Origin of the sequence: Rossellomorea vietnamensis, from assembly GCF_001305855.1 — a bacterium.
Lineage (GTDB): Bacteria > Bacillota > Bacilli > Bacillales > Bacillaceae_B > Rossellomorea > Rossellomorea vietnamensis_A.
Window position 1 is genome coordinate 42,905 of sequence record NZ_LIXZ01000009.1, and the last position, 20,551, is coordinate 63,455.

The window sequence follows — 20,551 nt, forward strand, 5'->3', positions numbered from 1 at the left end:
GGACGGACCTCCGCGGAGGTCCGTCCCTATTTTTATCTTTTCTCTAACGCCACAACAAACGGCGGGTTATTCAGTTGGTTCATGAACTGGTATCTCAGGACATGAACGTAGTTTTGATCCAGTCGTTCAACGTAGCGAAGGATGTAGTCCCTCTCGACTGCACCTTCAGGATGTCCGTGATAAATGACAAGGACAAGGATCCCTTCAGGGGCCATCATCTCCAGGATTTGATTCAAGGCGAGTATCGTTGTTTTCGGCCGGGTGACGATATCCTTGTCACCGCCAGGCAAATACCCGAGATTGAAGACTGCCCCTGTCACTTTCCCGTAATGCAGTGGTGGGATGACGTTCATGACGGTCTCATGTCCCTGGTGGAACAGGGTCACCCGGTCCGCAAGATCGTGGGTGATAAGCTGTTCCCTCGTATTATGGATGGCTTCTTCCTGAATATCAAAACCGTATACCCGGCCATTTTCCCCGACCAGGCGAGCGAGGAACAACGTGTCATGTCCATTCCCAAGCGTTGCGTCTATCGTGATATCCCCCGGTTTGACCGCCCGTTCCAGAAGCTCTCTCGCGAAAGGTAGTATTCGATCTAATTTCATGCTTTCACATCCATTTTATAAAATTTTCCCTGCCAGCTGTCCCGGCGTTTCAATTCGTCATCGATGGCGTTCAGTACGCTCCATTTATTCACGCTCCACATCGGTCCGATCATCAGGTCGATAGGTCCGTCCCCCGTAATTCGATGAACGATCATTTCAGGAGGGATGACTTCTAATTGATCACAAACGAGTTTAACGTAATGATCAAAATCCATGAACTCCACAAGACCCTTTTCATATTGCTTGACCATGGGGGTTCCCTTTAGTAAGTGCAGAAGATGAATCTTGATTCCCTGGACGTCAAGCTTTGCAACTTCACGTGCCGTTTCCATCATCATTTCCTCATTTTCCTGGGGAAGTCCGTTAATAATATGGGAACAGACACGGATTCCGTGCTTCCGCAATTTATGGACACCTTCCACATAACACTGATAATCATGGGCCCGGTTAATCAAGCCCGCCGTTTTTTCATGGACGGTTTGAAGCCCGAGCTCTACCCATAAATACGTTCTCTCATTCAATTCAGCCAAATATTCGACGACGTCGTCAGGAAGGCAATCAGGTCGCGTGGCGATGGAAATGCCTACGACTCCATCCTGCTTCAGGACGGATTCATATTTTTCCCTCAGAACGTCGACGGGTGCATGGGTATTCGTGAACGCCTGGAAATACGCCATGTACTTTCCGTCTTTCCACTTTTTATGCATTCTTCCTTTGATATCATTGAATTGCTTCTCTAAGGAGTCGACCCTGCTTCCGGCAAAGTCCCCGGATCCTGCTGCACTGCAAAAGGTACAGCCGCCGTGTGCAACCGTGCCGTCCCTGTTCGGGCAATCGAACCCGCCGTCGAGGGCAACTTTAAACACCTTATGTCCGAAATGGTTTCGGAGGTGATGATTCCATGTATGATATCGTTTTGAATCTGTGGCATATGGAAATGGGTTTGTCCCGATGACAAACACCTCCTAAATTTCAAGTGATATAGCGGTATGTATGACGCTAAAGAGATTTTATCATGAACACGGGGACAAATGTATCCTGCACAAAGAAATAGGTGAAGATTACCACTTCTGAAACGGGCAAACAAGTTCAAACTAAGATGGAGGAGAGTAAGGATATGCCCTTCCTCTTCTTGATTCCAACCATCAAGGAGGTAGTCGAAATGGCAACAAGGAATTCGATGGATGAATGCATTCAGAAATGCGAAGATGCCATTCGTTACGCTCAACAACAATATAAAGCAGGGTCACAGCAGGAGCATTATCATGATGTGGAATACACACAGGCCATGCAGCAGCTTGAAGAAGCGGTCAACGACGTGGCTCACATGGCCAACAGTGCGAACTCCCAGCAGCGTGAACAACTGCATCGTATGAGACTTCAGCTTCAAAACATGCAAAATGAGATGATCCTGTTAGATCATGATCCGAATGTTGTGGGAGGTAAATTACATTGAGTACACGCTCCGATCAAAACAACCCTGAACAAAAGACCCGTAGTGATTTCCGAAAACTGGATACAGAATTCGGTGCTGAAAACAATCCTGTCAAAGAAGCCAAAAAGCGCTACGAAAAACAGGGTCAGCCCGTTAAATCCAATCATCACAACGGAAAATAAATGTCCCCGGCCAGGTGCTCTCCATGAGTGCCTGGTTTTTTTATGATTTGAAGAAATAGTTCTTGCTCCCTTTCCTGAAAAGGAGTAAAATCCTTTTGGGACTCGAAATAAAAGGATGGAAAGGGGGCAGAATGATGCCCAAATCATTATGGTTACTTGTCATTGGAATGATGGTGAATGTGACAGGAGCCTCTTTTTTATGGCCGCTTAATACGATTTACCTTCATGAAAATTTAGGGAAGTCATTGTCTGTAGCGGGAATTGTACTGATGATGAATGCAGGCGCGAGTGTGATCGGGAATCTGATTGGAGGGACTTTATTCGACCGTTTTGGCGGTTATCGTTCAATCCTGTTAGGAATATCGATCACATTATCCGCCCTTATCGGGATGAATATATGGCACGGCTTTTCCTACTATGTCGTATTCCTGACTGTTGTCGGATTCGGCTCAGGTATCGTATTTCCTTCCATGTACGCCATGGCAGGTTCAGTGTGGCCGGAAGGGGGACGGAAAGCATTCAATTCTGTCTATGTCGCTCAAAACATTGGAGTGGCCGTCGGAGCCGCATTGGGCGGGTTCGTCGCCTCATTCTCCTTTAACTATATATTTATCGCTAATCTGAGTATGTATATCGTTTTTTTCTTCATCGCCTTCTTCGGATACCGGAACATTACGGTTGCAGGTCATACGTCGGTGTTGAATGAATCGAAGGTGATAAGGGATAAGTCGAAACTGAAGGCACTGCTCTTCGTATGTGCCGCCTATCTTTTATGCTGGATGGGATACGTGCAATGGCAGTCCACGATCGCCACATATACACAGGAAATCAATATATCCCTGAAACAGTACAGCTTACTCTGGACGATCAATGGAGCATTGATTGTTCTTGCTCAGCCGCTTTTATCCAAAGCGATCAAGCGTTTTGAAAACAATTTAAAGCTGCAAATCATGATCGGAACCATCATTTTCATGATTTCGTTCGGTGTTGCGTCGATTGCCGATCAATTTCAGTGGTTTGCCATTGCCATGATTATTTTGACGATCGGTGAAATGCTCATTTGGCCGGCGGTCCCGACGATTGCCAACTCACTTGCTCCAAAGGGAAGAGAAGGATTCTATCAGGGAATCGTCAATAGTACGGCAACGGGTGGAAGGATGATCGGTCCGTTTATTGGAGGGGTGCTGGTGGATGTATTCAGCATGCAGGTGCTCTTCATGACGCTGATCGCGTTTTTCATCGTATCATTATTGATTACCAGTCAATATGATCGTCCATTGAAAAAGAAAAGCGCCGTGCCAGTTTCGGTGCAACAATAAAGAAACCCCCAATGAGGAATCATTGGGGGTTTTCTTCATATAAAAAGGGCTCCCATTTCCTATGGAAGCCCACTTGCAAAAAAATTGAGGCGGATAATCAGCAAACGCCACATCGTTTGTTGTCACAAGGACGTGATCACCGACTTACACAATTCAGCTCATCGCTATAATAGAATAGCATAGGACTTGAAAGAAAACAAGACTATTTTATAAATATAATCTTTAACTGAAGATTATCATGTGTTTTTATAAGTAAGGATAGTCGTTTCTAAGAAGGATTACTATAGAGAAATAGGAATGAAAGCGTCAGTACTGTGCAGAATGGTTTCTAACTCATTTTTTGAGCCAATATTTTATCAGAGGACCTTTATCACCAAATACTGGGTCTGATGTTGGAAGGGGAACGTTTTTAATCTCAATTAACACACTGGGACGTTCGCGTAAGGAACCCTTTTTTACATTATAATTGTCTCCGTCAGGATACGCACCGGCGACTTTAAAGTCGGGACTTGCTGTCAATCTCTTATGACCGGTCCCGGCTGGCAGGACCATGACATCACCTTGATGGACCGTCACTTCCTTGCCCATTTCCCCGCCTAATTGAACGCTTGCCTCACCCTGCATGACGCCCAATACTTCGTGGGCATTGCTGTGATAATGGTGATAATCGTAAATGCCGTTTGTCCAGCTGTTCAGCCAGTGATTCTGGTTGAATATCTCTTCGGCTTCCTTTGCCTGATCGAGTGCGTTCCGGTAAATGAGAACGGGCAGGTCCGGGTTATTCGGGATGATTCCATCGTCTTCGAAATAAAATATATTCAGTTCTGCGATTTTCATCCTTTCATTCCTCCATTCATGTTAAGAAGATTCCCTAATATGGAAGGCATTAAACCGAATCCCGACTGGTGATTGAAATTATTTACAAATCAGAATTGTTTTCAAAAAGCTCAGGTTGGGATGTGCTACTATAGAGGTATATGTTCTCTTGCAAAACAGAGGAGGCGATGGGAAATGAGCAGTTTATTAAAAAAGGTGTCCGTCGACATGATCGAAATCATTCTTGAGAATGCTTTCGAGTGGCTGGTCGTCGTCGATGACGAAGGAATCATCATCTATATAAACGATAATTACTGTCGCTTTCTTGAGGTTGAACGGGATAAAGCGATAGGATCACATGTAACAAACGTGATTGAAAACACGAGAATGCACATTGTGGCTGAGAGCGGGAAAGAAGAGGTGGCAGATCTTCAATATATCAAGGGGAATTACATGATCGCCAACCGAATCCCGATACGGGTGGACGGGAAAGTGATCGGGGCATTTGGATCCGTCATTTTCAGGGATACGAGTGAATGGATGCAAATGAGTTCACATGTGAAAAACATGATGTCAAAGATTCAAAGTTACATACAGGATATCAATACCGGGGTGAAATACTCGCTGAACGATATCATCGGGGACTCACCCGGTATGAATGAATTGAAGGACAAGGCCCAAATGATCGCCCCGAGTGATATACAGGTCCTGATAAGAGGGGAGAGCGGAACGGGTAAAGAACTGTTCGCCCACAGCATCCACCAGCTGAGTGAAAGAAGTGGACAGCCTTTCATTAAAGTGAACTGTGCAGCGATCCCCGAGCAGCTCCTGGAGTCGGAGCTCTTTGGTTACGAAGAAGGGGCATTTACCGGGGCGAAAAAGGGCGGGAAGAAAGGGAAATTCCAGCTTGCCCACAAGGGGACATTGTTCCTTGATGAAATCGGTGATATGCCTCTTAATATGCAGGCGAAGCTTCTCAGGGTATTACAGGAAGGGGAAGTGGAGGCAGTCGGTTCAACCCGGATCCAGAATGTGGACGTGAGGATCATTGCGGCCACGAACCGTCCACTGGAAAAAATGATGGAAGAAAAGAGATTCCGTAGTGATCTGTATTACCGGATCAATGTCATCCCGTTTCAGATACCACCCCTGCGAGAGAGGAAAGAGGATATTGAAACCCTCTCTTCCTTTTTCTTGGAAAAATCCACAAAATCCTCGGGAAAACGTATCCATGATTTTGTCCAAGAAGTGATGCAGATTTTTCTCTCCTACAGCTGGCCGGGTAATCTGCGTGAATTGGAAAATGTCATTCACGCTTCAACCTATCTTTCTAATGGAAGCAAAATCTCCCTTCAGTCATTACCGACTTATATGAAGTCGGGGAATGTGTATGGAGTGGGATCTAAAACGCTGAAAGAAATTCTTGAGGAAACGGAAAAATCCGTTCTGACTCAAAGTCTGCAAGCCCAACCCGATAAACGGAAGGTTGCAGAGTCACTTGGTATCAGTAAATCCAGCATGTATGAAAAATTAAATAAGTATGGACTTTTATAAACGCATGAGATAGTCCGGAAATATGGAAAATAGTCCGTATTTCCGGACTATCTTATTGTAAGAGGAATGGTGAACATTTCGTGACTGAAGGGTGGGTGTATCCGGAATTTCGGACTCCCCAAAAATTTTGCGAGTGTTCTTATAGTAATCTGAAAGTTGGCACAATTATTGCATGTATAGTGAGTGAACATATTTTTGGGAAAGGGGAGCGTACGCATCTGAATAAAAATGTAAGCGTCATCATCACGAGAGAATAAAGGGGGAAATATCATGTTAAGCATGATCGGTCTGATTGGAGGACTTATTTTATTAATCTTTTTAACGATGAGGGGCATGAACATCCTGATCGTTGGGCCCATCTCGGCATTATTTGTCGCAGTGCTGAGCGGGATGCCGCTTTTTCCGCAACTGGCTGGAAATGGTGAAGCGGATCTCGTCACGAACTATATGTCAGGCTTCACAAGCTTCGTCGCTGCCTGGTATTTGATGTTCCTACTTGGAGCCGTATTCGGGAAAGTGATGGAGGATAGCGGTGCCGCAGACAGCGTATCCCGTTTTGTAGTAGAAAAATTGGGGATGAAATACGCTGTGTTCGCCATCGTACTTGCCTGTGCGGTTTTAACGTACGGGGGAGTCAGCCTGTTCGTTGTGGCATTCTCGGTTTATCCTATGGCGGTCAGTCTGTTTAAACAAGCGGATCTGCCGCGCCGTTTCATTCCGGCGGCATTAGCGTTCGGGTCAGTCACGTTCACGATGACCTCCGCCGGCTCACCGGAGATCCAAAACTGGATCCCCATCGAATTCTTAAACACAACGCCTTATGCAGGCTGGGAAGTCAGTTTGATCGTTGCCGTATTCATGGCGGTGTTTGGGTATTGGTGGTTAAAGCGCATGATCACGAAGGCAGTGAGAAAAGGAGAGAGATTCCTCTCACGTGAGGAAGATCCGGTCATTGATGAAGGCAGACCGTTACCAAACCCGTTCATGGGATTGATCCCATTATTGGTCGTCCTCATCCTGGCTTTTTCATTCCACGATTCTTTAAAACAATCGGCTCTGATCATCGCCTTGCTCGGCGGGGTCATTTCTGCTTATGTATTGAATCGTAAGTATTTCAAAGGCTTCTGGGGAGCTGTTTCCGAGGGGACGGTCGGAGCGTTGATCGCCATCGGGAACACTGCGGCCGTTGTCGGTTTCGGTGGAGTGGCCAAAGCTGTTCCTGCCTTTACTACAGCAGTCGATGTCATGACAAATATCCCTGGATCACCATTGATCGGAGGAGCCATCGCCGTCAGCGTCATCGCCGGTATGACAGGTTCTGCTTCGGGCGGTCAGGCGATTGCACTGCCGATCCTTGCACCGCACTATGTCGATATGGGTGTTAATCCAGAAGCCCTTCACCGGGTAGTGGCGATTTCTTCAGGAGCACTGGACTCATTGCCGCACAATGGATATGTCGTGACGACGATCCGCTCGATCTGTAATGAATCACACGGGGAAGCATATGGTGCTGTCGGGGCATTGACGGTCATCGTTCCTCTCATCGGATTGGCACTTGCGATTATACTATTCAGCTTGGGAGTGGGGATTTAAGAAAATGGTAGAAAATAAAGTGGTATTCATTACAGGGGCAGCCCAGGGCATCGGCTATCAAATCGGCAGGGAATTTGCCGCTGCAGGAGCGAAAGTCGCCCTGACTGATCTGAAGGAAGATACTGTTCATGAAGCTTCAGAATCTCTTAAAGCAGAAGGATATGAGGTTCTGGGATTGGGCTGTGATGTAACATCGGAAACAGAATTAAAAGAAGCGATCGGGAAAACGGTGGATCATTTCGGGAAGCTTGATGTCCTGATCAACAATGCAGGGATTCAGCATGTTTCCCATATCGAAGAGTTCCCTACTGAAAAGTTCGAGCTGCTGTTAAAAGTCATGCTGACAGCCCCGTTTGTTGCCATCAAGCATGCTCTTCCCCACATGAAGGCACAGGGATCGGGACGGATCATCAACATGGCGTCCATTAATGGATTGGTCGGATTCTCGGGCAAGGCCGCCTATAATTCTGCGAAACACGGAGTCATCGGCTTGACGAAAGTCGCGGCACTGGAAACGGCGGAGAATGGTATCACCGTGAATGCGGTTTGTCCCGGCTACGTGGATACGCCTTTGGTCCGGAATCAACTGGCGGATCTCGCGAAGACGCGCAACGTCCCATTTGAGAGGGTGATTGAAGAAGTCATCTATCCTTTGGTGCCCCAGAAACGATTACTGGACGTCAAAGAAATTGCCGACTATACGATGTTCCTGTGCAGTGATGCAGCAAAAGGGATCACCGGTCAGGCAGTTGTTTTGGATGGCGGGTATACGGTTCAATAGACTGGTTGAGGAGAAGCGGCCTTTAGGGGGCCGTTTCTTTTTCAAATTTTTGCCCATACTTTCAAACAAATGACTAAAATCTCACCCACAAATCAACAATGGGCTTGCGCTTCTGTATATTTTTCACTAAAATAGTGAATACATATAGTATTTATTAATATCGAAACGTTGATCAGGAGTAGTAATGACGGTTTTCTGTCGTAGAGAGTTGACGGGTGGTGAAAGTCAACCAGAAGCATCATGAACTCGCCTGCTGAGTTGCAAGTGTGAAGTAACAGTAAGACTTGCCGTTTTCCGCGTTAAGGATGAATGAAGCTGAGTGCGCGTACACTAATGTGGGTGGTACCGCGGGAGAATGTACATACAGACTCTCGTCCCAAATATTTATTTGGGATGAGGGTTTTTTTGTTTTTTAAAGAAAGACATATGACAATTAAAGGAGGATCTCAATATGAGTTTTAATCATAGAAGTGTTGAGACGAAATGGCAGCAATATTGGGAAAAGAATAAAACGTTCAAGGCAACGGAAGACGAAGGAAAATCCAATTTCTATGCACTGGATATGTTCCCGTATCCATCAGGTGCAGGCCTTCACGTCGGACATCCGGAAGGGTTTACGGCGACAGACATCCTTTCCCGCATGAAGCGTATGCAGGGGTACAATGTCCTTCATCCGATGGGCTGGGATGCATTCGGTTTACCGGCTGAGCAATATGCCCTTGATACAGGGAATGATCCGGCAGAATTCACTCAAAAAAATATCGATACGTTCCGTCGTCAAATCAAGTCCCTTGGTTTCTCGTATGATTGGGACCGCGAAGTCAATACGACAGATCCGGGCTACTATAAGTGGACGCAATGGATCTTCACGAAGCTTTACGAAAAGGGACTTGCTTATGTGGATGAGGTTGCCGTGAACTGGTGCCCGGCACTTGGGACGGTCCTTGCCAATGAAGAAGTCATCGACGGGAAGAGTGAACGCGGAGGGCATCCAGTGGAACGCCGTCCGATGAAGCAGTGGATGCTGAAGATCACGGCTTATGCAGACCGTCTGGTTGAAGACCTTGAAGAGGTCGACTGGCCGGAAAGCATCAAGGATATGCAGCGTAACTGGATCGGGCGCTCTGAAGGAGCAGAAGTGAATTTCACCATCGATGGTCATGAAGAATCGTTCGATGTCTTCACGACCCGTCCAGATACGATCTTCGGTGCGACCTACGCAGTTCTTGCCCCAGAGCATCCATTTGTTGCGAAAATCACGACGGACGAACAACGTGCCAAAGTGGATGAGTATATCGACAAAATCAAATCGAAGAGTGACCTTGAACGTACCGATCTAGCAAAAGAGAAAACCGGTGTATTCACAGGTGCTTATGCCATTAACCCGGCTAACGGCGAGAAAATGCCGATCTGGATCGCCGATTACGTTCTGATGAGCTATGGTTCAGGCGCGATCATGGCCGTTCCTGCCCATGATGAAAGGGATTATGAATTTGCGAAAGAATTCGATCTTCCTATCGTGGAAGTGGTCGCAGGAGGTAACGTTGAGAAAGAAGCGTATACAGGTGACGGAGATCACGTGAATTCCGGTTTCCTTGACGGACTTGGTAAGGAAGAAGCGATTGCGAAAGCCATTTCATGGTTGGAAGAGAAAAATATCGGAACGAAGAAAATTACGTATCGCCTTCGCGACTGGCTATTCAGCCGCCAGCGTTATTGGGGTGAGCCGATTCCAGTCATTCATTGGGAAGACGGCACGACAACGACTGTCCCTGAGAGTGAGCTTCCGCTTGTTCTTCCGAAAACGACGGAAATCAAACCGTCCGGTACAGGTGAATCCCCGCTTGCAAATATCAGTGAATGGGTGAACGTAGAAGATCCTGAAACAGGTAAAAAAGGCCGCCGTGAAACGAACACGATGCCGCAGTGGGCGGGAAGCTGCTGGTACTACATCCGTTATATCGATCCACATAACGAAGATGCACTTGCCGATGCGAAGAAAATGCAGGAGTGGCTTCCGGTCGATACGTATATCGGAGGAGCCGAGCATGCTGTCCTTCACTTGCTATACGCCCGTTTCTGGCATAAGTTCCTATATGATATCGGCGTAGTTCCAACGAAAGAGCCGTTCCAGAAGCTGTTCAACCAAGGAATGATCCTTGGGGAAAACAATGAAAAAATGAGTAAATCGAAAGGGAACGTCGTGAATCCCGATGAGGTTGTTGAATCTCATGGTGCCGATACCCTTCGCCTTTATGAAATGTTCATGGGACCACTGGAAGCGTCCATTGCCTGGAGCACGAACGGTCTTGACGGAGCACGCCGCTTCCTTGACCGTGTATGGCGCCTGCTTGTTGAAGAGGACGGTTCACTTTCCTCTAAAGTGAAGGATGCACCGAACAGCGACCTTGATAAAACGTATAACCAAACCGTTAAGAAAGTCACAGAGGACTATGAAGGTCTTCGTTTCAACACAGGGATTTCCCAGCTGATGGTATTCATCAATGATGCCTATAAAGCGGATACCCTTCCGAAGAACTATGTAGAAGGTTTCATCAAGCTTCTGTCACCGATCGCACCTCATATGACAGAAGAACTTTGGAGCAAGCTTGGTCATGAAGGAACGATTTCCTACGAAGCATGGCCGACGTTCGATGAATCGAAGCTAGTCGACAACGAAGTCGAAATCGTCCTTCAAGTGAACGGAAAAGTGAAAGCCAAAGTCATGATCCCACGCGACATGACCAAAGATGACCTAGAAAAAACAGCCATGCAAAACGATGAAATCAAAACACAAATCGATGGCAAAACCATCCGCAAAATCATCGCCGTACCAGGCAAACTAGTCAACATCGTAGCCAACTAATAATGGTGAGGGACGGACCTCGGAATGGGCCTGTTTTGAAGCGTAAAGCGCTTTAAATCAGCATTTCAATGAGGTCCGTCCCTCTATTTGGATCTGATGTTTTTGTTCTGGGGACGCGCTTTGGTATAATCTTGGTGAATGGTTAAATGAATCTTGAAAGGATGTTGAATATGGATAGTATTAAGACGATTACAACGGATGAGTTAGAGAAGAAGTTGAAGAATGGTGAGGATCTGCTACTAGTGGATGTTCGTGAGGATGAAGAAGTGGAAGAAGGGATGATTCCGGGAGCGAAGCATATCAAGATGGGGGAAATCCCTGAGTCACTTGATCAATTCGATAAGGATAAGGAGTATATCTTTATCTGCCGTTCCGGAAATCGCAGCGGAAATGTTGCCCACTATATGCAGGAACAGGGGTATAAAGTGGTGAACATGGAAGGCGGCATGATGAACTGGGCCGGAGAGACTGCAGCGAAGAAATAAGGAGATTTAAGCGGGGAAGCACATTCTTTTTTAAAGGAATGTGCTTTTTTCGTGTATTTAATAGAAAACAGTCTGAAATTCGCTACTCCAAAGAAGTCAATAAATCCCCTCTCTGCTAGTTTGAAAATAAATAATTCTGACAATACTAATACCAAAACAATCCGGGAGGGGATTCCATGATCCAGGTGAGGGTGTTCGATTATGAGCATGAAAAAGATTTAGAGAAAGATATGAACCAGTTTCTCAGTAAAATGGATGATAAAAAGATCGTCGATATTAAATATCATGTGGCTGCGATGTCAGAGGAAGTGGAAGATCAGATCTATTGCTTCTCGGCCATGGTCGTGTACAGAAAATAAAAAGGTTGATCGCACTGCATATGCAGATGAGATCAACCTTTCTTTTTTATACCCACACCTTAGCGGCATTCAACCCAGCAAGCCGGCCGGTAACCAGGGCAGAGGTGATATTGTAGCCACCTGTGTATCCATGGATATCAAGCACTTCTCCGCAGAAGAAGAGGCCGTCCATCTTTTTCGAAGCCATCGTTTTTGGTTCGATTTCCTTGATGGAAACTCCACCGCCGGTTACAAAGGCTTTATCAATGGATAGTGTGCCGTTCACATTGAAGGTGAATTGTTTTAAGAGCTTTGCAAAATGACGGATCTTCTCTGAGGAGATGTGATCCCCTTTTTCGTCATGATCGATTTCCGCGCGATCCAATAAAAATAGAAGGTATCGTTCAGGGACCAGTCCCTTGAAGATATTTTTCGCCGCTTTCTTACCTTCGTCCTTCACCTGTTTATGCAGGGACTGGAATAACTGCTCTTCATTTTGATCGGGCATGGAGTCGATCTGCATGGTCACGTGTGTCAGGTTCCATTTCTTCATGGCCTTAACGACGTATTGGCTGCAGCGGAGAACAGCCGGACCGGAAATGCCGAGATGAGTAAAGATCATGTCCATTTTATGCGTCACGATTTTCTTCCCCTTGGGATTTAAGACACTTAAATCGACGCTTCGCAAAGAAAGGCCTTGAAGCTCTTTCTTTTTCACAAATGTTTCGTCCGACGTAAGGGGTACCTCAGTCGGGAACAGATCCGTGATCGTATGCCCGGCTTTTGTAGCCCATGGATACCCGTCACCAGTTGATCCGGTGTGAGGGACGGACTTTCCGCCGACTGCAATCACGACAGCGTTAGCGGCGATGGTTTCCCCGTCTTTTAAGAGGATGCCCACCGTTTTGCCGTTTTCGTACAGCACTTCTTCTACACTGGTACTTGTCCGGGTGTCGACATTCAATTCCTTCATCCGTTTCAGTAAGGCTTCGACTACATCCATCGCCCGGTTCGATACAGGGAACATCCGTCCATGATCTTCCTCTTTCAACCCTATTCCCAGGTTTTCAAAGAAGGAAATGATATCTTCATTATTAAACTCCGAAAATGCGCTGTATAGAAAACGCCCGTTCCCGGGGATATGCTTGATGATTTCCTCTACAGGAAGCCGGTTGGTCACGTTGCAGCGGCCGCCTCCTGAAATCGCAAGCTTTCTACCAAGCTTTGTACCTTTATCTACAAGGAGGACTTTCGCGCCGTTTTCCCCGGCTGCGATACTGGCCATCAAGCCCGATGGTCCTCCGCCTATGATGATGACATCGTATTTTTTTACCATTTTTTCCACCAACTTTTAATATTCGCTTCAGAAATGAAGTTTCTCCTTATTTTAAATGGGATGTGTTTTAAATACAACATTCGAAAAAAATTGTCATTCGATTCGTACAGTAGTAAACTACTGATAGTGTGTGAATTTATTTTGTTTGTTTAACGGGCAACAAGATATATAGAGAGGGATACTATGTCATCTAAATTAATAAGAGGAACGTTTATCTTAACGTTAGGGACCTTTATTTCGAAGTTTTTGGGTCTTTTTTATGTTATACCGTTTGATGATTTGTTAAAAGGTCATGAAGAAGGGGCATCCCTTTATCAATATGGATATGTACCTTATACGATCTTTCTGACAGTAGCGACTGCAGGAGTGCCACTGGCCGTTTCAAAATTCGTTTCAAAATATAATGCCATCGGGGAATATGCCGTAGGGCGGAAATTATTTAAATCGGGGCTTGTGCTCATGACTCTGACAGGAGTTGTATCATTCCTCATCATGTATGCATTCGCACCGATTTTTGCAGAAATGACGATTAAAAGCGACGAGCAGGTCATTTCCGTCGCTCAGGTGACCACCGTCATCCGGGCCGTGAGCTTTGCCCTGATCATCATTCCGTTCATGAGTTTGATCCGCGGTTTCTTCCAGGGGCACCAATCCATGGGGCCGACAGCGGTTTCCCAGGTAATTGAACAGATCGTCCGGATAGTCTTCCTCCTTGGCGGGATTTATGTCGTATTGAACATTATGGAAGGGACCGTGACAACGGCGATTTCCGTTGCGACATTCGCCGCTTTCGTAGGGGGGCTTGCCAGTCTTGGAGCATTGATCTGGTATTGGTTCAAACGGAAACCTCATTTGGATGAACTCCTTGAAGAGGACCGGGGGAATGAAGAGATTTCGTTAAAAGCGATGTACAAAGAGATCATTGCCTATTCGATTCCCTTCATTTTTGTCGGTCTCGCCAATCCATTGTTTCAACTGGTGGATCAGATCACCTTCAATACCGCCATGGCTGATATCGGGAATGCGAAAGTCTCAGACCACGCTTTTGCCGTATTGAACTTCTACACCCATAAGCTCGTGATCATTCCGGTGTCACTGGCGACAGCTTTCTCCATGACGCTGATTCCGCTCATTACGACCTCTTATACGAGTGGTGACCGGAAGACGATGCGCAGGAACATTGATCAAACCTTTCAGATTCTGTTGTTTCTGACCGTGCCGGCAGCACTAGGACTAGCCCTTTTGGCTGAACCGATGTATACATTGTTCTATCACAGCGATCCACTCGGAACCTCGATACTACGCTCGTATGCACCTGTAGCGATCCTGTTTGCACTATTTGCAGTTACCGCAGCGATTCTTCAAGGGATCGATGAGCAGAAGTTCACGATTTTCAGTCTGCTTGTCGGCTTGTTTCTGAAGCTTGTACTGAATATCCCGCTCATTCGTCTGTTTGAAACACAGGGTGCTGTGCTTGCGACAACGATTGGATATGTAGTGGCGATCCTGATCAATCTATATGTGATCAAAAAGTATGCACGATACCAGTTCAGGCTGATTTTGAGAAGGACCATGTTTATCGGCGCATTGAATGCCGCCATGGCCGTGGTCGTATTGGTTCTGTATAGTATCCTGGTTAGATTCCTTAGTCCGGAGACAGGATTCCAATCGATCCTACTCGTTGCCATTTGCGGTGGAGTGGGAGCACTCGTTTACTTCTACCTGAGCTTAAGAAGCAAACTCGCAGACCGGTTGTTCGGTGACAAGATTTCAAAAATCCGCAGTAAACTGCGCATTGGGTAAAAGAAAAAGGGATGATCCGTCGTCATCCCTTTTTTATTTTGATTAAAGCTGCTTACCTTCAGCAGTCTGTGTTAAGAATAATAGAAGGAAGGGCCACATGCCCGCTGGAGACCGGTAAAATAGGAAAAACCAAACGGAGAGTGATTGAAATGAGAATAGATAAAATGCTTGCGAATATGGGCTACGGCAGCCGTAAGGAAGTAAAGAAATTATTAAAAGATGGCGGCCTTCAAGTGAATGGGGACGTCGTCAAGGACGGAAAGGTCCATATTGATACAGAAAAGGATACCGTCATGCTGTACGGTGAACAGGTCGAGTATAAGGAATACATCTACCTGCTGATGAATAAGCCGCCTGGAGTCATTTCCGCCACTGAGGACGGCCAGGATGAAACAGTGATTGATCTCCTCCAGCTGGAAGATCAAATCTTCAATCCGTTTCCAGTGGGAAGACTGGATAAGGATACGGAAGGCTTCCTCCTCATTACGAATGACGGTCAATTATCCCACCAGCTTCTTTCACCGAAGCGCCATGTGCCAAAGACGTATTTTGCCGTGATCGACGGGGAAGTGACCGAAGCCGATGTGGAAGCGTTCAAAAAAGGTGTCACATTGGATGATGGGTATGAAACGAAGCCGGGGGATTTAACCATTTTAAAATCGGGTTTGACTTCTGATATCGAATTGACGATTACGGAAGGGAAATTCCATCAGGTGAAAAGGATGTTTGAAAGTGTCGGGAAGCACGTGGTCTATCTGAAGCGTTTGACCATGGGACCTCTTGAGCTTGATGAAGACCTGGAGCTTGGGGAGTACCGTGAACTGACGGAAGAGGAAGTAACGCTCCTGAAGGAATATAAACCACAATAAAAAAACGGGGCAGCACCCTTGGTTAAAGGTGCTGTCCCGTTTTTTTGTTATTTTAGTAAGTGTAGTCCGTTATTAGTTCTTTTAAGTTCAGTCTGCAGCCGTCAATGTCCGTTTAGGACGTCAGCTTTACTTTCTTCTCCGTAGTCGTCCACTGGCCGCGGCTCGGGCTTTGGACGAGGTCGTTATAAGCTAACACGTTGAGATCTCTTTGTATGGTGCGAGGAGTAATGCCAAATTCGTCTACAAGATCTTGAGTTGTTACAGTACCCTTCTGTTTGATGTACATGTATACAGCTTTGATTCTAGTGAGCATACGATTGGTTGAAGGTTTCAAAAAACCACTCCCTCATCATTTTTCCGAAAGGCAAAGACTACATGCGTCATGTGTGCACCTCACGTGCTACCATATGTACTATGCGCTTTAGACAACCCCTTTTCTACAAATAGAGTTTACTCATATGATGTCAGACAATTACATTGTACTCCTAATCCGACAAAATTTCTAGAATATTGTCCAAATTTACAAACAATTTACCTAGTAACTTCATGGATGTATTCCTAGAATATGCAGAAAATGCTAAAAATATGTATTAATATCTATAAAGCTCTTCTGGTGTAGAGTATTGCTACCTCACAGATGATAGGAAGTAGTTGAATTGTGCTAGAGGTAGGAATAAAACGTAGAGCGTTCCTTTCCGCTGCAGGCACTTGCTTTCCGGCGGGGAGGAAGTTGAACTCACGCCCCGCGGAAAGCGAGCACCTGGAGCGGAAATCAACCAACCTCTCGCTACATCAAAAGCAACAATGTTTACGAAAATTGCTTTATTAAAAGATAAACGATTTCAACCTTTGAAAAGTTTTCATAAGTAGGATTTTTCTTCATTCGCCCCGTTTGGATTTCCCCGTCAAACAGTATAAAATGGGAGGGGAAGAAAATACATATAAAGCAGGTGGAGTGAATGAGTATCAATTGGACAAATGAAGTCGAGAAACGGAAAGATGATTTGCTTAAGGACTTGCAGAAATTCCTTCAGATTAAAAGTGTGCTTGATGAAGAGAACGCGACAGAAGATGCACCCCTTGGGAAAGGTGTGAAGGAAGCCCTTTCCTACCTTTTGACACTTGGGGAGAAGGACGGTTTCACTCCTAAGAACGTCGATCATCTTGCCGGGCATTTAGAATTCGGTGAAGGGACGGACCTCCTCGGCATTCTTTGCCATGTGGATGTGGTTCCGGAAGGGGACGGATGGAGTGTCGACCCTTATGGCGGTGAGATCAAGGACGGGAAGATCTTTGCCCGCGGAGCGATCGATGACAAGGGACCGACGATGGCCGCTTATTATGCCATGAAAATCGTCAAGGATCTGGATCCAACCTTCAATAAGAGGATCCGCATGATCATCGGGACGGATGAAGAAAGCGATTGGAGATGCGTGGAGCATTATTTCAAAAACGAGGAAATGCCGACGATGGGATTTGCACCTGATGCCGATTTCCCGATCATCCATGCAGAAAAAGGGATCGCGGATTATGATCTTGTTCAGGTGAAGCCCGAGGAGGTTGCTGAATCAGGGATCAAAGTCCTTTCCTTCGAGTCCGGCCGCCGGTATAACATGGTACCTGATTTTGCAAAGGCGATCATGGCTGTCGATGAGGACCATACGAAATGGGTACAGGATTTTGAAATCTTCACAAAAGATGAAGGAGTCAAAGGAAGCTATTATATTGAAAATGGGGAGCTTGTGTTCCAGGTGGAAGGCGTATCCTCCCACGGGATGGAGCCTGACAATGGAAAAAACGCAGGACTTTATTTAGCCGCTTTCTTATCAAAATTGCCACTCTCCTCTCAAGGGGAGCAGTTCTTTGAATTTACGACAAAGCATTTCTTCAAGGATTCAAGGGGAATCCAGCTTGGTGTCAGCTATACGGACGACATTACGGGGGATCTGACCATCAATGTAGGGAAGCTCCGCTACTCGGAAGCTGAAGGCGGACGATTGGGCTTGAACATGCGTTATCCGGTGACGTTTGATATGGATAAAGGAAAGAGCATCATCGAGAACGTTAAGGGATATTCCATCGAGAATTTCACGGACAGCAAACCTCATCATGTTTCCAAGGATGATGAACTCGTACAGACCCTGAAAAAAGTATATGAAGATCAAACAGGCGAAAGAGGCGAGTTATTGAGTATCGGCGGAGGGACATATGCGAGAAGTCTGGAAGCCGGTGTAGCCTTCGGGGCATTATTCCCGGGTCGCGAAGATATTGCCCATCAGAAGGATGAATATATGTATATAGAGGATCTTCTTAAAGCGACGGCCATATACGCCCAGGCGATTTATGAATTAGCGTGTGAAGCATAAGAGAGAGTGGGGGAGAGGCTAGGATGAACACAGTATTTGTAAACGGGGAACTGATCGATCGCGACAAGGCGAAGGTCGATATCGAGGACCGGGGTTATCAATTCGGTGACGGCATCTATGAAGTGATCCGGGTGTACGGTGGAAACACATTCACCATGAAAGAGCATATGGAAAGACTATATCAAAGCGCAGAAAAAATGAAGCTTTCCATCCCGTATGAAGAAGGGGATTTCACATCAAAACTCCTTCATTTGATTGACCTCAATGGGGTCAGGGACGGAATCGTATATGTACAAGTGACACGAGGTGTATCAGCACGTCAGCATCATTTTCCTCGAGAAGATGTAGTGGGAAGTGTCGTTGCGTATACAAAGGATTTCCCTGTACCTGCCCTCCAGATGCAAGAAGGGGTAACAGCCAAGCTCGTCGAAGATATCAGATGGCTGCGCTGTGACATAAAGAGCCTTAATCTGCTTGGGAACCTTCTGGCAAAACAGGAGGCGGCGTCAATGGGCCACTTTGAAGCAATTCTGCATCGCGGCGAAACAGTAACCGAAGGCTCCTCTTCCAATGCCTTTATGGTGAAAAACGGGGTCATTTACACGCATCCCGTTACAAATCTGATCCTGAATGGAATCACAAGGAGAGTCATTGAAGAACTATGCAGAAAAAATGGGCTTTCTTTTCAAGAAGAGACGTTTTCCGTTTCTGAATTGATGAAAGCGGAGGAAGTATTCATTGCCAGTACCACTTCAGAAGTGATGCCTGTAGTCGAAATTGATGGACAGGAAATCGGAGAAGGAACACCAGGTGCTGTCACGAAAAGGCTTCAGGAGCTATTCAATGAAAGAAAAGGAATGGAAGCCCGTTAAACAAGTTGGAGGCCATACATGTTGATTTGTTCACAACCATTTATGAAGACCGAACGAAGAATAGAAGACAACCAGCAATTCACGGTAGAGACGGAGGAGCATCTTTATTTGTACAGTGACCGGATCGTCACTCCGACAAAAAGCTTCACCATTAAGGATGTGATGGATGTGTCAAGTAAGCCCCTGTCCGCTTACTATACATTTTTGTATCTTCACACCATCGAAGGGGTCTGGACGTTCGTCGTAAAATCTTCTCCCGAACAATTCATCTCACATTATCATAGCGTTAAATGAACATAAGAAAGAGGCTGCCGCATATTGGGCAGCCTCTTGGCATTTTATTAAAATCTGAATAAGTCACTTGATAGATAACGTTCTCCCGTATCGCAGGCGATGCAGACGACGACATCTTCAGGCGATAATTTTTTCGCCACTTCGATCGCGGCGTAACATGCGGCCCCTGATGATGGTCCGACTAAGATTCCTTCTTCGCTTGCCATTCTGCGGGCAATGTCATAGGCCTGTTCGTCTTCGATTTTATGAATTTCATCATATACATCCGTATTCAGAATGTCTGGAACGAAGCCTGGACTTGTACCGACCAATTTATGCTTGCCTGGTTTCCCACCTGATAGGACGGGCGACCCCGCCGGCTCCACTACATGGACAGCGAGCTCGGGATAGTGCTCTTTCAACACTTCACCTGTTCCGGTGATCGTTCCCCCTGTTCCCGCCGTAGCTACGAATGCCGATAATGGCTTGCCGATTTCCTTCATGGCTTCGACGATTTCAAGGGCCGTTGTCTTCCGGTGGGCGTCCGGATTCGCATCGTTTTCAAATTGCATGGGCATGAAGCTGTTAGGGATTTTCTCCGTCAATTCTTTCGCTTTCTCGATAGCACCGGGCATTTTCTCATCCCCCGGTGTCAATACCACTTCAGCTCCATAGGCTTTCAAGAGGTTGATGCGCTCTTGAGTCATCGTATCCGGCATAACAAGGATGGCACGATAGCCCCGTGCCGCTGCATTCATGGCAAGGCCGATACCTGTGTTTCCACTGGTAGGTTCGATGATGGTCGAACCTTCCTTCAAGAAGCCTTCTTTTTCCGCTTCGACGATCATTTGATAGGCGGCTCTGTCCTTGACGCTTTTACTCGGATTGTAGAATTCTAATTTCACATATACATCTGCACCGTCAGCAGGGTTTAACCGATTTAATTTTACAAGGGGGGTGTCCCCGATCAAGTCTGCGATATTTTGTACTACTTTCATGTTCATCTTCCTTTCAGAAAACTTTCTTCTTCTATCGTACTAATTCAGACAAATCTTATC

20 protein-coding genes and 1 other annotated feature are annotated in these 20,551 nt (G+C 46.1%); of the genes, 14 read left to right on the plus strand and 6 right to left on the minus strand.

Translation table 11 applies throughout. The features are described 5' to 3' along the window. Positions 1-32: 32 nt before the first annotated feature. Positions 33-605, minus strand: a complete 573-nt coding sequence (locus AM506_RS13020) for a class I SAM-dependent methyltransferase (RefSeq protein WP_060672923.1) — start codon at positions 603-605, stop codon at positions 33-35. Continuing rightward, on the minus strand, positions 602-1,567 hold the full coding sequence (locus AM506_RS13025) for a TIGR01212 family radical SAM protein (RefSeq protein WP_152968601.1): 966 nt from the start codon (positions 1,565-1,567) through the stop codon (positions 602-604). The genes AM506_RS13020 and AM506_RS13025 overlap by 4 nt, the downstream gene beginning before the upstream one ends. A gap of 200 nt (positions 1,568-1,767) precedes the next feature. On the opposite strand from AM506_RS13025, the gene AM506_RS13030 reads away from it, so the two are divergent. From AM506_RS13030 to AM506_RS13040, 3 genes are all read left to right on the plus strand, one after another. Beyond that, positions 1,768-2,061: a YtzC family protein gene (locus tag AM506_RS13030; RefSeq protein WP_060673004.1), complete on the plus strand. Its 294-nt coding sequence runs from the start codon at positions 1,768-1,770 to the stop codon at positions 2,059-2,061. Beyond that, positions 2,058-2,222 carry a hypothetical protein gene (locus tag AM506_RS13035; RefSeq protein ID WP_060672924.1) on the plus strand — a complete coding sequence of 55 codons (165 nt, stop codon included), beginning with the start codon at positions 2,058-2,060 and terminating at the stop codon, positions 2,220-2,222. Before AM506_RS13030 ends, AM506_RS13035 begins: the two co-directional genes overlap by 4 nt. A 134-nt stretch (positions 2,223-2,356) precedes the next feature. Beyond that, entirely contained in the window at positions 2,357-3,541 is a 1,185-nt protein-coding gene (locus tag AM506_RS13040; RefSeq protein WP_060672925.1) for an MDR family MFS transporter, read from the plus strand. A gap of 333 nt (positions 3,542-3,874) precedes the next feature. On the opposite strand, the gene AM506_RS13045 is transcribed toward AM506_RS13040, so the two are convergent. Then, positions 3,875-4,378, minus strand: a complete 504-nt coding sequence (locus AM506_RS13045) for a cupin domain-containing protein (protein ID WP_060672926.1) — start codon at positions 4,376-4,378, stop codon at positions 3,875-3,877. 174 nt (positions 4,379-4,552) lie between these two features. On the opposite strand from AM506_RS13045, the gene AM506_RS13050 reads away from it, so the two are divergent. From AM506_RS13050 to AM506_RS13075, 6 genes are all read left to right on the plus strand, one after another. Further along, complete coding sequence (locus AM506_RS13050) at positions 4,553-5,911, plus strand: sigma-54 interaction domain-containing protein (RefSeq protein ID WP_060672927.1); 1,359 nt, start codon at positions 4,553-4,555, stop codon at positions 5,909-5,911. A 270-nt stretch (positions 5,912-6,181) separates the two neighbouring features. Next, positions 6,182-7,504: a GntP family permease gene (locus tag AM506_RS13055; RefSeq protein ID WP_060672928.1), complete on the plus strand. Its 1,323-nt coding sequence runs from the start codon at positions 6,182-6,184 to the stop codon at positions 7,502-7,504. Between the two features lie 4 nt (positions 7,505-7,508). Continuing rightward, complete coding sequence (locus AM506_RS13060) at positions 7,509-8,285, plus strand: 3-hydroxybutyrate dehydrogenase (protein ID WP_060672929.1); 777 nt, start codon at positions 7,509-7,511, stop codon at positions 8,283-8,285. 159 nt (positions 8,286-8,444) lie between these two features. After that, positions 8,445-8,667 (plus strand) — a binding site (T-box leader). Between the two features lie 69 nt (positions 8,668-8,736). Continuing rightward, positions 8,737-11,151: a leucine--tRNA ligase gene (gene leuS / locus AM506_RS13065; RefSeq protein ID WP_060672930.1), complete on the plus strand. Its 2,415-nt coding sequence runs from the start codon at positions 8,737-8,739 to the stop codon at positions 11,149-11,151. A gap of 170 nt (positions 11,152-11,321) precedes the next feature. Continuing rightward, positions 11,322-11,636 carry a rhodanese-like domain-containing protein gene (locus AM506_RS13070; RefSeq protein WP_060673005.1) on the plus strand — a complete coding sequence of 105 codons (315 nt, stop codon included), beginning with the start codon at positions 11,322-11,324 and terminating at the stop codon, positions 11,634-11,636. A gap of 176 nt (positions 11,637-11,812) precedes the next feature. After that, on the plus strand, positions 11,813-11,995 hold the full coding sequence (locus tag AM506_RS13075) for a sporulation protein Cse60 (protein WP_060672931.1): 183 nt from the start codon (positions 11,813-11,815) through the stop codon (positions 11,993-11,995). Between the two features lie 46 nt (positions 11,996-12,041). On the opposite strand, the gene AM506_RS13080 is transcribed toward AM506_RS13075, so the two are convergent. Beyond that, complete coding sequence (locus AM506_RS13080; RefSeq protein ID WP_060673006.1) at positions 12,042-13,310, minus strand: NAD(P)/FAD-dependent oxidoreductase; 1,269 nt, start codon at positions 13,308-13,310, stop codon at positions 12,042-12,044. Positions 13,311-13,493: 183 nt separating this feature from the next. On the opposite strand from AM506_RS13080, the gene AM506_RS13085 reads away from it, so the two are divergent. Both AM506_RS13085 and AM506_RS13090 read left to right on the plus strand, forming a co-directional pair. Beyond that, positions 13,494-15,113, plus strand: a complete 1,620-nt coding sequence (locus AM506_RS13085; RefSeq protein ID WP_060672932.1) for a putative polysaccharide biosynthesis protein — start codon at positions 13,494-13,496, stop codon at positions 15,111-15,113. 149 nt (positions 15,114-15,262) lie between these two features. Then, on the plus strand, positions 15,263-15,982 hold the full coding sequence (locus AM506_RS13090; protein ID WP_060673007.1) for a pseudouridine synthase: 720 nt from the start codon (positions 15,263-15,265) through the stop codon (positions 15,980-15,982). A 112-nt stretch (positions 15,983-16,094) separates the two neighbouring features. Here the strand turns inward: AM506_RS13090 and AM506_RS13095 are convergent, their stop codons facing one another. Further along, on the minus strand, positions 16,095-16,316 hold the full coding sequence (locus tag AM506_RS13095; protein WP_034765604.1) for a DeoR family transcriptional regulator: 222 nt from the start codon (positions 16,314-16,316) through the stop codon (positions 16,095-16,097). A gap of 625 nt (positions 16,317-16,941) precedes the next feature. On the opposite strand from AM506_RS13095, the gene pepV reads away from it, so the two are divergent. The 3 genes from pepV to AM506_RS13110 are packed head-to-tail and all read left to right on the plus strand — an operon-like array spanning position 16,942 to position 19,514. Then, complete coding sequence (pepV, locus tag AM506_RS13100) at positions 16,942-18,348, plus strand: dipeptidase PepV (RefSeq protein ID WP_060672933.1); 1,407 nt, start codon at positions 16,942-16,944, stop codon at positions 18,346-18,348. A gap of 23 nt (positions 18,349-18,371) precedes the next feature. Continuing rightward, positions 18,372-19,220, plus strand: coding sequence for a D-amino-acid transaminase (dat, locus tag AM506_RS13105; RefSeq protein ID WP_060672934.1), 849 nt, complete (start codon positions 18,372-18,374; stop codon positions 19,218-19,220). Between the two features lie 18 nt (positions 19,221-19,238). Next, the gene (locus AM506_RS13110; RefSeq protein WP_060672935.1) at positions 19,239-19,514 is read left to right on the plus strand and encodes a hypothetical protein; all 276 of its coding nucleotides are present in this window, start codon (positions 19,239-19,241) and stop codon (positions 19,512-19,514) included. A 47-nt stretch (positions 19,515-19,561) separates the two neighbouring features. Here the strand turns inward: AM506_RS13110 and cysK are convergent, their stop codons facing one another. Beyond that, positions 19,562-20,491 carry a cysteine synthase A gene (gene cysK, locus AM506_RS13115; protein WP_060672936.1) on the minus strand — a complete coding sequence of 310 codons (930 nt, stop codon included), beginning with the start codon at positions 20,489-20,491 and terminating at the stop codon, positions 19,562-19,564. Positions 20,492-20,551 lie beyond the last annotated feature (60 nt).